Consider the following 13,566-nt stretch of genomic DNA (forward strand, 5'->3'; position numbering starts at 1 on the left):
CGGGCCCGCAATGGGCCACTAGTCAACCCGGCCAAGCTCTTTCGACCGAACGGCGCTGCGCCTAAGTCCGGGTAGCGGTCAGGTAGCCGAGCCCGGAGAACATCGCCGCTTCTTCTTCGTTGTGCGTCTGGACCGGAAGGCCTTGAGCGGCAAACAAATCGGCAACGCTGATGGCCGCGACGTTCCAGCCGTGGCTGCCCAGATAGTCGCCCACATCGTTGCGGTCACCGCCATACCAAAGGTCGGTCATCTCCACGTCGAATCCGTGGTCGCGCCAGCGTTCGGTGGCCTGCCGCATCTGGTCTGCCATCTTCGGCACCGCCCGGCTTGCGTCCGGCACGTTCTCGGTGGCCAATTGACTGCCCGCAGCGCTGAGCATGGTGATGTTGTCCAGCAGCGCATCCTGGGCGTCCGGCGGCAGGAACGGCATCAAACCCTCCGCGCTCCACGCGGTGGGTTGGGTGGGGTCCAGGCCGGCTCCGCGCAACGCGGTCGGCCAGTCGTGGCGCAGATCTATTGCCACCGGGCGTCGGTCGGCGGTGGGGGCGGCGCCCAGATCGGCCAGCGTCGTGGTCTTGAATTCGATCACCCGAGGTTGGTCGATCTCGTACACCGTGGTCCCGGCCGGCCACGGCAACCGGTAGGCCCGGGCATCCAACCCCGACGCCAGGATCACCGCCTGGCGGATCCCGCCGTTGGTCGCCTCGATGAAGAAGTCGTCGAAGAAGCGAGTGCGCAAGGCCATCATGTCCCGCATCCGCTGCATGCCCCACGCGCTGTTGTCGTCGACCTCGGCCGGATTCAATTCGCCACTGGCCAAACGGGTGAAGAAGTCCACCCCCACCGCACGGACCAACGGTTCGGCGAAGGGATCGTTGATCAGTGGGTTAGCCGCCCGGCTCGCCAACGCGCGCCCGACGGCGACGCCGGTCGCGGTGGCGCCCACGCTGGTGGCCAGGTCCCAGGTGTCGTTTTCGGTGCGTGCCATATCTGCCCCTCCTCAGTAGAGCCGCCTGGATATTTAGCTTGTTTAATCGACTGTACCCGCGATCGGGGACACGTAATCTGGGCGAGGTGCGGCACTACTACTCGGCTGAGGCGATCCGCGAGGCCGAAGCGCCGGTGCTGGCCGGCCTGCCCGACGGTGCGCTGATGAGGCGCGCAGCCTATGGGCTGGCCACGTCGATCATCGCCGAGTTGACCGCCCGCACCGGCGGAGTCGCTGGCCGCCGGGTGTGCGCGGTCGTCGGCTCGGGCGACAACGGTGGTGACGCGCTCTGGGCGGCGACGTTCCTGCGCCGCCGCGGCGCGGCCGCCGACGCGATACTGCTCAAACCGGAACATACTCACCAGAAGGCGCTGGCGGCATTTCGGAAAGCCGGCGGGCGGATCGTCGAAAAGATCTCTGCCGGAACGGATCTCGTCATCGACGGCGTTGTCGGTATCTCCGGATCGGGGCCGCTGCGGCCGAATGCGGCCGACGTCTTCGAGGCTGTCGATGCCAACGCGATCCCGGTTGTCGCCGTCGACATCCCCAGCGGCGTCGACGTGGCGACCGGCGCGGTCACCGGCCCCGCCGTGCACGCCGCGCTGACCGTCACCTTCGGCGGCCTCAAGCTGGTACACGCGCTGGCCGACTGCGGCCGCGTGCGTCTGGTCGACATCGGTTTGGATCTACCCCAGACCGATGTCGTCGGCTTCGAAGCCGCGGATGTGGCCGCGCGCTGGCCGGTGCCCGGACCGCACGACGACAAGTACACCCAGGGTGTGACGGGCGTGCTGGCCGGTTCGTCGACGTATCCGGGCGCCGCGGTGCTGTGCACCGGTGCGGCCGTCGCGGCTCACTCCGGCATGGTCCGCTATGCCGGCGGTGCGCACGCCGAGGTGCTGGCGCATTGGCCCGAGGTGATCGCGTCGCCCACCCCGGCCGCGGCCGGACGGGTACAGGCCTGGGTGGTTGGGCCGGGCCTGGGCACCGACGACACCGCAGCCGCCGCGCTGTACTTCGCGCTGGGCACCGACCTGCCGGTGCTGGTCGACGCCGACGGGTTGACCATCCTGGCGGCCCACCCGGACATGGTCAGCGGCCGTCGCGCCCCGACCTTGCTGACTCCGCACGCCGGTGAGTTCGCCCGACTGGCCGGCGCCCCACCCGGCGACGACCGCGTCGGCGCCACCCGCAAGCTGGCCGACGCGCTCGGGGTCACCGTGCTGCTGAAGGGCAACGTCACCGTCATCGCCGAACACGGCGGCCTGGTCTACCTCAACCCGGCCGGGCAGTCCTGGGCGGCGACCGCCGGGTCCGGCGACGTGCTGTCCGGCATGATCGGCGCCCTGCTGGCCGCGGGGCTGCCGGCCGCCGAAGCCGCGGCAGCCGGCGCCTTCGTGCACGCACGCGCGGCGGCGCTGTCGGCCGCCGACCCCGGGCCGGGTGACGCGCCGACGTCGGCGTCCCGCATCGTCGGCCACATCCGAGCCGCCCTAGCAACCCTGTAGCTCACCACCGAAAGGAATCCATCGTGACCCTCAGCCACCCATCCGTCCCCGCATATTCGATCGCGCCCGCCTACACGGGCCGCATGTTCACCACCCCGGTGCCGGCGTTGCGGCTGCCCGAGGAGTCGATGGATGCGGAGGCTGCCTACCGCTTCATCCACGACGAGCTGATGCTCGACGGCAGCTCGCGGCTCAACCTGGCCACCTTCGTCACCACCTGGATGGATCCCGAAGCCGAGAAGTTGATGGCCGAGACGTTCGACAAGAACATGATCGACAAGGACGAATATCCGATCACCGCATCCATTGAGCAGCGATGCGTGTGCATAGTGGCCGACCTGTTCCACGCCGATCACTTGCGCGATGACGATCCGTCCAGCGCCTGCGGGGCGTCCACCATCGGTTCCAGCGAGGCCGTCATGCTCGGTGGTCTGGCGCTCAAATGGCGCTGGCGCGAAAAGGTGGGTAAAGGCTGGGAGGGCCGCACCCCCAACCTGGTGATGGGCTCCAACGTGCAGGTGGTCTGGGAGAAGTTCTGCCGCTACTTCGATGTCGAGCCCCGCTATCTGCCGATGGAGGAGGGTCGCTACGTCATCACGCCCGAACAGGTTGTCGAGGCCGTCGACGAGAACACCATTGGGGTGGTGGCGATCGTGGGCACCACCTACACCGGCGAACTCGAGCCGGTCGCGGAGATCTGCGCGGCGCTGGACAAACTGGCCGCCGGTGGGGGTGTGGACGTTCCGGTGCACGTCGACGCCGCTAGCGGGGGCTTCGTGGTGCCGTTCCTGCACCCGGAACTGAAGTGGGACTTCCGGCTGCCCCGGGTGGTGTCGATCAACGTCAGCGGCCACAAATACGGGCTGACCTACCCCGGCATCGGGTTCGTGGTGTGGCGCAGCAAGGAGTACCTGCCCGAGGACTTGGTCTTCCGGATCAACTACCTGGGCGGCGACATGCCGACGTTCACGCTGAACTTCTCGCGCGCGGGCAACCAGGTGATCGGCCAGTACTACAACTTCTTGCGGCTGGGCCGTGAGGGCTACACGCAGGTCATGCAGAGTTTGTCGCAGACCGCCCGCTGGCTGGGCGAGCAGCTTCACGAAGCCGACCACTGTGAGGTGATCTCGGACGGCTCGGCGATCCCCGTCGTCGCCTTCCGGCTGGCCCGCGGCCTGGGCTACACCGAGTTCGACCTCTCGCACGAGCTACGGACCTTCGGGTGGCAGGTGCCCGCCTACACCATGCCCGACAACGCCACCGACATCTCCGTGCTGCGGGTCGTGGTGCGCGAGGGACTCTCCGCCGACCTGGCCCGCGCGCTGCACGACGACGCGCACACCGCGCTGGCCTCCCTGGACAAGCTCAAGCCCAGCGGCCACTACAAAGCCCAGCACTTCGCGCACTGACCTGCCGGAATACGGCTGCGGAAGTCGATTCTGGGAGAATATCGGCCGTGGCCGTTACGCCGATATCTCTGACGCCGGGCGTCCTTGCCGAGGCCCTGGTGGACCTGGGTGCCATTGCGCACAACGTCCGGGTGCTGTGCGAGCACGCGGGCGGTGCGCAGCTGATGGCTGTCGTCAAGGCCGACGGATACGGGCACGGCGCCACCCAGGTGGCCCGGACCGCGTTGGCCGCGGGCGCCGCCGAGCTGGGTGTCGCCACCGTCGACGAGGCGCTGGCCCTGCGCGCCGACGGCATCACCGCGCCGGTGCTGGCCTGGCTGCATCCGCCCGGTATCGACTTCGGTCCCGCGCTGCTGGCCGACGTGGAGATTGCCGTGTCCTCGGTGCGTCAGCTCGAGCAGCTGCTGGACGCGGCCCGTCGCACCGGCCGCGCGGCCACCGTGACCGTCAAGGTGGATACCGGGCTGAACCGCAACGGCGTCGCGCTCGACGACTACCCGTCGATGCTGACCGCGTTGCACCAAGCCGTCGCCGAGGACGCCCTACGGTTGCGCGGGCTGATGTCGCACATGGTGTACGCCGATGAACCCGACAACCCGATCAATAATGTTCAGGCTCAACGGTTTACCGAGATCGTGGCGCAGGCGCGCAACCAGGGAGTGCACTTCGAGGTGGCGCATCTGTCGAATTCGTCGTCGACGATGTCACGTCCCGACCTGGCGTTCGACATGGTGCGGCCCGGTGTCGCGGTGTACGGCCTGAGTCCGGTGCCCACCCTGGGCGACATGGGTCTGGTGCCGGCGATGACGGTGAAATGCGCCGTCGCGCTGGTGAAGTCGATTCACGCTGGCGAGGGCGTGTCGTATGGGCACACCTGGATCGCGGAGCGCGACACCACCGTCGCGCTGATGCCGATCGGCTACGCGGACGGCGTCTTCCGGGCGCTCGGTGGCAGGCTGGACGTGCTGATCAACGGCAGGCGGCGCCCTGGCGTCGGGCGGATCTGCATGGATCAGTTCGTCGTCGACCTTGGTCCCGGACACGTCGACGTGAGCGAAGGCGACGAGGCGATCCTGTTCGGGCCCGGCACGCGAGGTGAGCCGACCGCGCAGGAGTGGGCCGATCTGCTGGGCACCATCCACTACGAAGTGGTGACCAGCCCGCGGGGACGTATCACCAGAACCTACCGCGAGGCCGGCGATCGTTGAGCGGTGCGAATCATGACGGCTCCCATGTGGACAGGGTGGGGTTGGCGCGCTGGCTGGCAGGTGCCGCGGGCCTGAGCGCGGTGGGCACCATCGCCGGGGTTACGGTGGCACGCTCGATGACGCGGCGTCCGGAAAACGACGACCCTTATGCCAACGAGGATTTCGAGACACTCGACGGCGACCGCAGCTATCTGGTGACAACGCCGGACGGCGTGCCGCTGGCGGTGCGCGAGGTCGGGCCCGCTGACGCGCCACTGACCGTGGTGTTCGCGCACGGATTCTGCCTTCGCATGGGTGCCTTTCACTTTCAGCGCATGCGGCTGTCCGACGAGTGGGGTCCGCAGGTCCGTATGATCTTCTACGACCAGCGCGGCCACGGCCGATCCGGCGACGCCCCGCCGGAAACCTACACGGTGACGCAGCTGGGCATGGACCTAGAGACGGTGCTGCAGGTGATAGCGCCACGCGGTCCGATCGTGGTGGTTGGTCATTCGATGGGCGGGATGACGGTGCTGTCGCACGCCCGGCAGTACCCGCACCACTACGGCAACCGCATTGTCGGAGCCGCGCTGATTTCGTCTGCGGCCGAAGGAGTGGCGAAGTCACCGCTCGGCGAGATTCTGAATAACCCTGCGCTAGAGGCCGTTCGGCGGGCCGCGCGGACGGCGCCCAAGCTGGTTCAGCGCGGCCGCAACGTGGGCCGCTCGGTGATCGGGCCGATTCTGCGGGCGGCGTCCTTTGCCGACCTGTACGTCAGCCCGAGCGTTGTGGCGTTCTCCGAGAAGATGATGCTCGACACCGCGATCCCGACCCTGGTCGAGTTTTCGCACGCGCTGGAAGTTCACGACGAAACGGGGGCACTGCCAACGCTGGCGAGGATCCCGACACTGATCGTCTGTGGCGACCACGACTTGGTCACCCCTGCCGAGTACTCGAAGAAAATGGCCGATGCGATGCCGGATTCCGAACTGGTCATCGTGGCCAGATCGGGCCATTTGGTGTTGCTGTCCAAGCCGAATCCGATCAACGACGGGTTGGTGCGGCTGGTCAAGCGGGCTGCCCCGAGCAGGTTCGCAACGTTGAGTCAGCGGTGGCGCGATCGGGTCTTGCGCCGTGACTAAGGCCGACGGTCACCTAGGTGGCGACCCGCCACAGGGCATCGCGACGCTGCCGCGGGTCGAAGACACCGTCGCGCTCGGTTGGCGGCTGGGCGGCCAGCTCCGCGCCGGCGACGTCGTCGTGCTCTCCGGCCCGCTCGGCGCCGGAAAAACCGTGCTGGCCAAGGGGATTGCTGCAGCGATGGACGTCGACGGACCGGTCACCTCGCCGACGTTCGTGCTGGCGCGGGTACATCCGGCACGACGGACCGGCGCCCCGGCGATGATCCACGTCGACGTCTATCGATTGCTGGAGCACACCGGTGCCGATCTGCTCGACGAGCTCGAATCCCTGGACCTCGATACCGAACTCGACGATGCCGTCGTCGTGGTGGAGTGGGGCGAGGGCCTTGCCGAACGGCTTTCCGATCGGCACCTCGACGTCCGCCTCGAGCGAATCAGCAACTCCGACGTGCGGACCGCGACGTGGCAATGGAGCTGCCGCGCCGGCGACGATGCAGAGCGCAGCGATGAGGAGGAGCGGCGCACATGAGCGGCCGTACTCGCCTGGTGTTGGCCATCGACACCGCAACTCCCGCCGTGACGGCGGGCGTCGTGGCCGATGGCGAGCTGCTGGCCCAGCGGGTCAGCATCGATGCTCGCGCGCACGCCGAACGGATCACCCCGAATGTGTTGTCCGCCATGGCCGATGCCGGACTGCAGATGGCGGATCTGGATGCCGTCGTGGTGGGGTGCGGCCCGGGTCCATTCACCGGCTTGCGAGTTGGTATGGCGACCGCGGCGGCCTACGGGCATGCGCTCGGCATTCCGGTGCACGGGGTCTGCAGCCTCGACGCGATCGGCGGGCAGACCACCGGAGACACGCTGGTGGTCACCGATGCCCGCCGCCGCGAAATCTATTGGGCTTGCTATCGCGACGGCGGCCGGATCGCCGGTCCGGCGGTTAACGCCCCGGCCGATGTCGACCCCGGTGTCGCGCAGGCGGTGGCCGGCTCGCCCGAACATGCGGCGCTGTTCGGCCTGCCGCTATGCGATCCGTCACACCCGACATCGATAGGTCTGGTCGCCGCGGTCGACTGGTCGGCCCCACCCGGCGCGCTGCTCCCGTTGTATCTGCGCCGACCCGATGCAAAGACGGTGGCTGAGCGAGAGGCCGCCCGACAATGACCGCCTGCAGCGAACCCGTCACGTTCGGCGCATTGACGCTGGCCGACGCCGACCGCTGCGCTGAGTTGGAGGCCGTGCTGTTTCCCGGTGACGACCCTTGGCCGACAGTCGCGTTCGTCCGCGAGCTTGCCGCCAAGCACAATCACTACGTGGCCGCCCGCACCGGCGCTGATGGCGGCGAGCTGATCGGCTACGGTGGCATCTCGCGGTTGGGCCGCACGCCGCCGTTCGAATACGAGGTGCACACCATCGGCGTCGACCCGGCTTACCAAGGCCGCGGTGTCGGCCGCCGGCTGCTGGACGAGCTGCTGAACTTCGCCGCGGGCGGCGTCGTCCACCTCGAGGTCCGCACCGACAATGCGCCGGCCATCGCGCTGTACCGCAGCGTGGGATTCACCCAAGTAGGCCTGCGTCGGCGGTATTACCGGGTCAGCGGCGCCGATGCGTACACCATGCGCCGGGAGGCCCCATGACTAAGACCATCCTGGCCATCGAAACCTCCTGCGACGAAACCGGAGTCGGCATCGCCCGGCTCGACGCCGACGGCGGCGTGACGTTGTTGGCCGACGAGGTGGCATCCAGCGTCGACGAACACGTCCGGTTCGGCGGTGTGGTCCCGGAGATCGCCTCGCGAGCGCACCTGGAGGCGCTCGGTCCGGCTATGCGCCGCGCGCTGGCAGGCGCGGGCGTGCAAAAACCGGACATCGTCGCGGCCACCATCGGGCCGGGGCTGGCGGGTGCGCTGCTGGTGGGAGTGGCTGCGGCCAAAGCGTATTCGGCTGCCTGGGGGGTGCCGTTCTACGCGGTGAACCACTTGGGCGGGCACCTGGCCGCCGACGTCTACCAGCACGGGCCGCTGCCGGAGAGCGTGGCGCTGCTGGTGTCCGGCGGCCATACCCACCTGTTGCATGTGCGTTCGCTCGGCGAGCCGATCGTGGAGCTGGGCAGCACCGTCGACGACGCGGCCGGGGAGGCTTACGACAAGGTGGCCCGCCTGCTGGGGTTGGGCTATCCGGGCGGCAGGGTGCTCGATGACTTGGCGCAAACCGGTGACCGGGACGCGATTGTGTTCCCCCGCAGCATGACTGGACCACGCGATGATCCGCACGCGTTCAGCTTCTCCGGGCTGAAGACCGCGGTGGCGCGGTACGTGGAGAGCCATCCCGACGGGGCGACCGCCGACATCGCCGCCGGCTTCCAGGAGGCAGTCGCCGACGTGCTGACCATGAAGGCGGTGCGCGCCGCCACCGGGCTCGGCGTATCCACGCTGCTGATCGCCGGGGGAGTGGCCGCGAACTCCCGGCTGCGTGAACTGGCCGAAGAGCGTTGTGGCGCAGCAGGATTGACACTGCGGATCCCGCGGCCCCGGCTGTGCACCGACAACGGTGCGATGATCGCTTCCTTCGCCGCGCATCTGGTTGCCGCCGGTGCGGCCCCATCCCCGTTGGACGTGGCCAGCGACCCAGGTCTGCCGGTGGTCAAAGGCCAGCTGCCCTGATCGTCAGTTGCCGGTTTCTTGGGTGACGACAGCAGGTCGTCGCTGGTGGTCCAGGCTTGGCTGAAGGTGGCCATCGGGATCTGCTCGTCGCGGCCGTTGCGGGTGCCACTGTCGTTGACGTGGATGACGTTGGTGCCGGTGTCGACTCCGGTGACGACCATGGCGTGGTCGGGCGTGGTCCGGTCGCCATCGCCGTGAGGGTAGTTCCAGATGGTTTCGGCGTTGAGCGCGGCGATGACCTTGTGGCCGCCGGCCAGGTCTTGTTCCAGTGTCCCCATGCCGTTGCCGGTCGTGAGGTCGGATTCGATGCCGTGCTTCTGCAGCAGCAGGACCATGTCTTGGGGCGAGGTGCCGTCAAAGTGGTAGACGTCGCCGCGATGGGATTCGCTTTTGGTGAACACCCCGCGTAACTCCATGCCGATTTGGGACGGTTCTCTGCCGGTGAGCTGGCCGACCAGATCCGCGACGGTGACCAGTCGACGGGCTTACCGACCGGGAAGCAGGTGGGCGACCTTGAGTGCTAGCACTCTCATGTATAGAGTGCTAGGTGGCAATCGGACGAACCCCCGCGCCGGCACCCGCGACGACGACGCGAGGGCACGGACGAATGCCGAACACCTGGTAATCCCAAGGTTCGGGGCCTAGATCCTTATGGCCCCGTGCCCCTATCCAACAAGTGGAGGCTGCAATCGTGGCGAAGGTGAAGATCAAGCCACTCGAGGACAAGATCCTCGTACAAGCCAATGAGGCCGAGACCACGACCGCATCCGGTCTGGTCATTCCCGACACCGCCAAGGAGAAGCCGCAGGAAGGCACTGTCGTCGCCATCGGCCCCGGCCGGTGGGACGACGATGGCGCGAAGCGGATTCCGCTGGACGTGTCCGAGGGTGACACCGTCATCTACAGCAAGTACGGCGGCACCGAGATCAAGTACAACGGCGAGGAGTACCTGATCCTTTCGGCCCGCGACGTGCTGGCCGTCGTCTCCAAGTAACGCAGAGCGTGTTCCGCCCCGGCAATCCCCACGTCGACACGTGGGAGATTTCCGGGGCGGACCGCTTCTTAGGACGGGACAAGAAAGACTTATGAGCAAGCAGATTGAGTTCAGTGAGACCGCACGGCGGGCAATGGAAGCCGGCGTGGATAAACTCGCCGACACCGTGCGGGTGACCCTGGGCCCGCGAGGCCGGCATGTGGTGCTGGCCAAGGCTTTTGGCGGCCCTACGGTCACCAACGACGGTGTCACCGTCGCCCGCGAGATCGAATTGGAAGACCCGTTCGAAAACCTGGGCGCCCAGCTGGTCAAGTCGGTGGCCACCAAGACCAACGACGTCGCCGGCGACGGCACCACCACCGCCACCGTGCTGGCGCAGGCGATCATCAAGGGCGGGCTGCGCAACGTCGCTGCCGGTGCCAACCCGATCGCGCTCGGCTTGGGTATCGGCAAGGCCGCCGACGCGCTGTCCGAGGCGCTGCTGGCAGCGGCCACCCCGGTGTCCGGCAAGACCGGCATCGCGCAGGTAGCCACAGTGTCGTCGCGCGACGAGCAGATCGGCGAGCTGGTCGGCGAGGCGATGACCAAAGTCGGCCACGACGGCGTGGTCAGCGTCGAGGAATCGTCCACGCTGAGCACCGAGCTGGAGTTCACCGAGGGCGTCGGCTTCGACAAAGGCTTCCTGTCGGCGTACTTCGTCACTGACTTCGACGCGCAGCAGGCCGTGCTCGACGACCCCCTGATCCTGTTGCACCGCGACAAGATCAGCTCGCTGCCCGACTTCCTGCCGTTGCTGGAGAAGGTGGCCGAGTCGGGTAAGCCGCTGCTGGTCATCGCCGAAGACGTCGAAGGCGAGCCGCTGTCGACGCTGGTGGTCAACGCGATCCGCAAGACGCTGAAAGCGGTCGCGGTCAAGGCCCCGTTCTTCGGTGACCGCCGCAAGGCGTTCCTGGATGACTTGGCCATCGTCACCGGTGGCCAGGTGGTCAACCCCGACGTCGGGCTGACGCTGCGTGAGGTCGGGCTCGAGGTGCTCGGATCGGCCCGCCGCGTGGTGGTGAGCAAGGACGACACCGTGATCGTCGAGGGCGGTGGCACCGCCGAGGCCATCGCCGACCGCGCCAAGCAGCTGCGTTCCGAGATCGAGAGCACTGACTCCGACTGGGACCGTGAAAAGCTGGAGGAGCGGCTGGCCAAGCTGGCCGGCGGGGTCGCCGTCATCAAGGTCGGCGCCGCCACCGAGACCGCACTCAAGGAGCGCAAAGAAAGCGTCGAGGATGCCGTTGCCGCAGCAAAGGCAGCCGTCGAGGAAGGCATCGTCCCGGGTGGTGGCTCTGCTCTCTTGCAAGCCCGTAAGGCACTCACCGACCTGCGTGCGTCGCTGTCAGGCGACGAGGCCCTCGGCGTCGAGGTGTTCTCCGAGGCGCTTAGCGCGCCGCTGTACTGGATCGCAGCCAACGCCGGGCAGGACGGCTCGGTGGTGGTCAACAAGGTCGGCGAACTGCCCGCCGGGCACGGGTTCAACGCCGCGACGCTGACCTACGGCGACTTGGCCGCGGACGGGGTTATCGACCCGGTCAAGGTCACCAGGTCCGCGGTGCTCAACGCCGCGTCGGTGGCACGCATGGTGCTGACAACCGAAACGGCGATTGTCGAAAAGCCCGCCGACGAGGACGAGCACGCCGGTCATCACCACGGCCACGCTCACTAGGAGCGGTCTGTACTGTACACAGAGCGCCCCCGGGTCATTTGGCCGGGGGCGCTCTGTGCGATCACGCCATAGCTAACCGCCCGAGACATGACGCACCGCGTATAGCTCACACGGTTCGGCGATGCCCTTTAGGGTGTGCGTCCCGTGGCCTTCAAGCGTGATGCCGGAACCGGCCACGAGGTTGCTAATAGAGGAAGAAACGAGCACCTCCGAATTCCTGGCTAAGCCCTGAATCCGCGCAGCTTGATGCACGGCCATCCCGGTTATGTCGTCGCCGCGTGTCTCGATCTCGCCAGTGTGCAATCCGGCCCGAATCTCGATATCAAATTCTGACAAGATGCGATTCCTCAGGGCCCACGCGCATCGAACCGCCCGGCTCGGGCTGTCAAAAGTCGCCAGCAGTCCGTCGCCTGTGCTCTTTATCCAGCGCCCTCCGCACACGCCAATCTCGATGCGGCATAGGTCGTCGTGACGGTCCAAAAAGTCGCGCCACGCGGTGTCGCCCAGGTGCGCGGCATGTAATGTCGAGTCGACAATGTCTGTGAAGAGAACCGTTGCGAGCTTTCGTGAATGGTCCGCGTTCGGCCGGGTGCCGGTGAGAAACTCCTCGATTGCGTCGGCGTATTTTTTGCCCGAACCGAACCAGACGGCGTGATCGTCGGTGGGTAGCTCCACGAAGCGAGCGCCCACGATGTGCTCGGCCAAATAACGGCCACTCTGAAACGGGACGACGCGATCCCTGCGGGCGTGCATCACAAGGGTCGGAGCGTAAATGGACGGCAGCACCTGGCGGATGTCGATCTCGGCAATGAGCCGGCCAAATGGGGCCAGCTTCAATCGGGGCAGCGATGCGCGTTCGTAACGGGCCGCCCAGCGCCGGAAACCCGGTTGCCCCGCCATGGACGGGGCCATGTGCCTCATCGTGGTTTCGCCGGTGCCCCAGATCAACGGACCCAGCCGTAAGGCCAGCAATTGTTGCCGCCTGGTTGGTGCCCATGGATGATCGTCACGGCGCACCCAGCTTGCGAAGCTGCCGCTCAGAATCAAACCCTCGGTGCGCTCAGGAAACGTGGCGGCAAAGAACGCTGCCAGGGTGCCGCCCTCTGACCAGCCGCTGATGACGGCGCGGTCCACGGCTTCTGCGCGCATGACGGCGACGAGGTCCTGAACCCGCGCGTCGAGCGACGGCGGGGGGATGCTGCGGTCGGAGACTCCTGTGCCGCGCTTGTCGAAATAAATTACGCGGCAGACGGATCCGAGTCGTTCAAAAAAAGTGGTGGCATCCGGGTTCTCCCAGATCACCTCGAGGTTCTGCGCGAATCCGGGAACACCTATCAGTGTCCGCTTACCCGAGCCGAACGCCTGGTAGCCGATGCGGACCCCATCTGCTTCTGCGTAGCGGGTCTCCGGTCGGGCGAGCGTCACATTCGCAAACTATAAAATCGCCGCGGCGCATAGTTAAGTGGGCGACTTCCCAGTGGGTTAATGACAATGCGCGGGCTGCAATCTCGCACGACCGAGACGGCGATTGTCGAAAAGCCCGCCGACGAGGACGAGCACGCCGGTCATCACCACGGCCACGCTCACTAGAATCCGCTTCCAACGAAGCACCCCCGGTCAATTGGCCGGGGGTGCCTTCGTTTGTTGGGCGTTGGAGAGGGCCGCGGTCAGTTAGCCCGCCTGTCAGGCTTGACGCGTCGTCGCAGGCGGTGCAATGGTGATACCCGTCACATGACCACTGGTCACACTGGGCAGAAAGGCGGCAGCTCATGACCACGAGGGACAAGTACACGGACGTGCCCGCGCCCTACTCGTGGGAGGTCCCCAGTGCCGGCGACGCGCGCTTCACGTGGGAGTACGACGACGGGCGCGCCCGGCTCCTTTCCCTATACCAAAAGGGAAAGGACAAGCAGTGGGATGCCCAGTCGCGCATCGACTGGGCGCAAGACGTCGACCCGATGAACC

Annotated in this window: 13 protein-coding genes and 1 pseudogene; 12 read left to right on the forward strand and 2 right to left on the reverse strand. The window is 67.1% G+C overall.

What is annotated here, in order from left to right:
* Positions 1 to 61 precede the first annotated feature (61 nt).
* Entirely contained in the window at positions 62 to 988 is a 927-nt protein-coding gene (locus VKI00_RS04150) for a class I SAM-dependent methyltransferase (protein WP_324435634.1), read from the reverse strand.
* Between the two features lie 86 nt (positions 989 to 1,074).
* Here VKI00_RS04150 and VKI00_RS04155 point away from each other — a divergent pair, with 86 nt between their 5' ends.
* The 11 genes from VKI00_RS04155 to groL all read left to right on the forward strand — a co-directional run bounded on the left by VKI00_RS04155 (position 1,075) and on the right by groL (position 11,601).
* On the forward strand, positions 1,075 to 2,496 hold the full coding sequence (locus tag VKI00_RS04155; protein WP_324435635.1) for an NAD(P)H-hydrate dehydratase: 1,422 nt from the start codon (positions 1,075 to 1,077) through the stop codon (positions 2,494 to 2,496).
* Positions 2,497 to 2,519: 23 nt separating this feature from the next.
* Positions 2,520 to 3,905 (forward strand): glutamate decarboxylase, encoded by a 1,386-nt coding sequence (locus tag VKI00_RS04160; RefSeq protein WP_324435638.1) that lies wholly within the window; start codon positions 2,520 to 2,522, stop codon positions 3,903 to 3,905.
* 47 nt (positions 3,906 to 3,952) lie between these two features.
* Positions 3,953 to 5,113 carry an alanine racemase gene (alr, locus tag VKI00_RS04165; RefSeq protein WP_324435640.1) on the forward strand — a complete coding sequence of 387 codons (1,161 nt, stop codon included), beginning with the start codon at positions 3,953 to 3,955 and terminating at the stop codon, positions 5,111 to 5,113.
* Entirely contained in the window at positions 5,110 to 6,234 is a 1,125-nt protein-coding gene (locus VKI00_RS04170; protein ID WP_324435642.1) for an alpha/beta hydrolase, read from the forward strand. Before alr ends, VKI00_RS04170 begins: the two co-directional genes overlap by 4 nt.
* A complete protein-coding gene (gene tsaE / locus VKI00_RS04175) occupies positions 6,227 to 6,763 on the forward strand; it encodes a tRNA (adenosine(37)-N6)-threonylcarbamoyltransferase complex ATPase subunit type 1 TsaE (RefSeq protein WP_324435644.1) in 537 nt (178 codons plus the stop codon). Before VKI00_RS04170 ends, tsaE begins: the two co-directional genes overlap by 8 nt.
* On the forward strand, positions 6,760 to 7,398 hold the full coding sequence (tsaB, locus tag VKI00_RS04180; protein ID WP_324435646.1) for a tRNA (adenosine(37)-N6)-threonylcarbamoyltransferase complex dimerization subunit type 1 TsaB: 639 nt from the start codon (positions 6,760 to 6,762) through the stop codon (positions 7,396 to 7,398). Before tsaE ends, tsaB begins: the two co-directional genes overlap by 4 nt.
* On the forward strand, positions 7,395 to 7,871 hold the full coding sequence (gene rimI / locus VKI00_RS04185) for a ribosomal protein S18-alanine N-acetyltransferase (RefSeq protein WP_324435648.1): 477 nt from the start codon (positions 7,395 to 7,397) through the stop codon (positions 7,869 to 7,871). Before tsaB ends, rimI begins: the two co-directional genes overlap by 4 nt.
* Entirely contained in the window at positions 7,868 to 8,896 is a 1,029-nt protein-coding gene (tsaD, locus tag VKI00_RS04190) for a tRNA (adenosine(37)-N6)-threonylcarbamoyltransferase complex transferase subunit TsaD (RefSeq protein ID WP_324435650.1), read from the forward strand. Before rimI ends, tsaD begins: the two co-directional genes overlap by 4 nt.
* A 119-nt stretch (positions 8,897 to 9,015) precedes the next feature.
* Positions 9,016 to 9,306, forward strand: coding sequence for a hypothetical protein (locus tag VKI00_RS04195; protein WP_324435652.1), 291 nt, complete (start codon positions 9,016 to 9,018; stop codon positions 9,304 to 9,306).
* Between the two features lie 281 nt (positions 9,307 to 9,587).
* Positions 9,588 to 9,890 (forward strand): co-chaperone GroES, encoded by a 303-nt coding sequence (gene groES, locus VKI00_RS04200; RefSeq protein WP_324435654.1) that lies wholly within the window; start codon positions 9,588 to 9,590, stop codon positions 9,888 to 9,890.
* Between the two features lie 91 nt (positions 9,891 to 9,981).
* Positions 9,982 to 11,601: a chaperonin GroEL gene (gene groL / locus VKI00_RS04205; RefSeq protein WP_324435657.1), complete on the forward strand. Its 1,620-nt coding sequence runs from the start codon at positions 9,982 to 9,984 to the stop codon at positions 11,599 to 11,601.
* Between the two features lie 72 nt (positions 11,602 to 11,673).
* Here groL and VKI00_RS04210 read toward each other — a convergent pair whose 3' ends face one another.
* The gene (locus tag VKI00_RS04210; RefSeq protein WP_324435659.1) at positions 11,674 to 13,026 is read right to left on the reverse strand and encodes an adenylate/guanylate cyclase domain-containing protein; all 1,353 of its coding nucleotides are present in this window, start codon (positions 13,024 to 13,026) and stop codon (positions 11,674 to 11,676) included.
* 344 nt (positions 13,027 to 13,370) lie between these two features.
* Here VKI00_RS04210 and VKI00_RS04215 point away from each other — a divergent pair.
* Positions 13,371 to 13,566: pseudogene (locus VKI00_RS04215) on the forward strand (aminobenzoate oxygenase); the annotation flags it as partial.

The sequence above is a fragment of the Mycobacterium sp. genome (genome assembly GCF_035314665.1).
In the GTDB taxonomy this organism is placed as follows: domain Bacteria; phylum Actinomycetota; class Actinomycetes; order Mycobacteriales; family Mycobacteriaceae; genus Mycobacterium.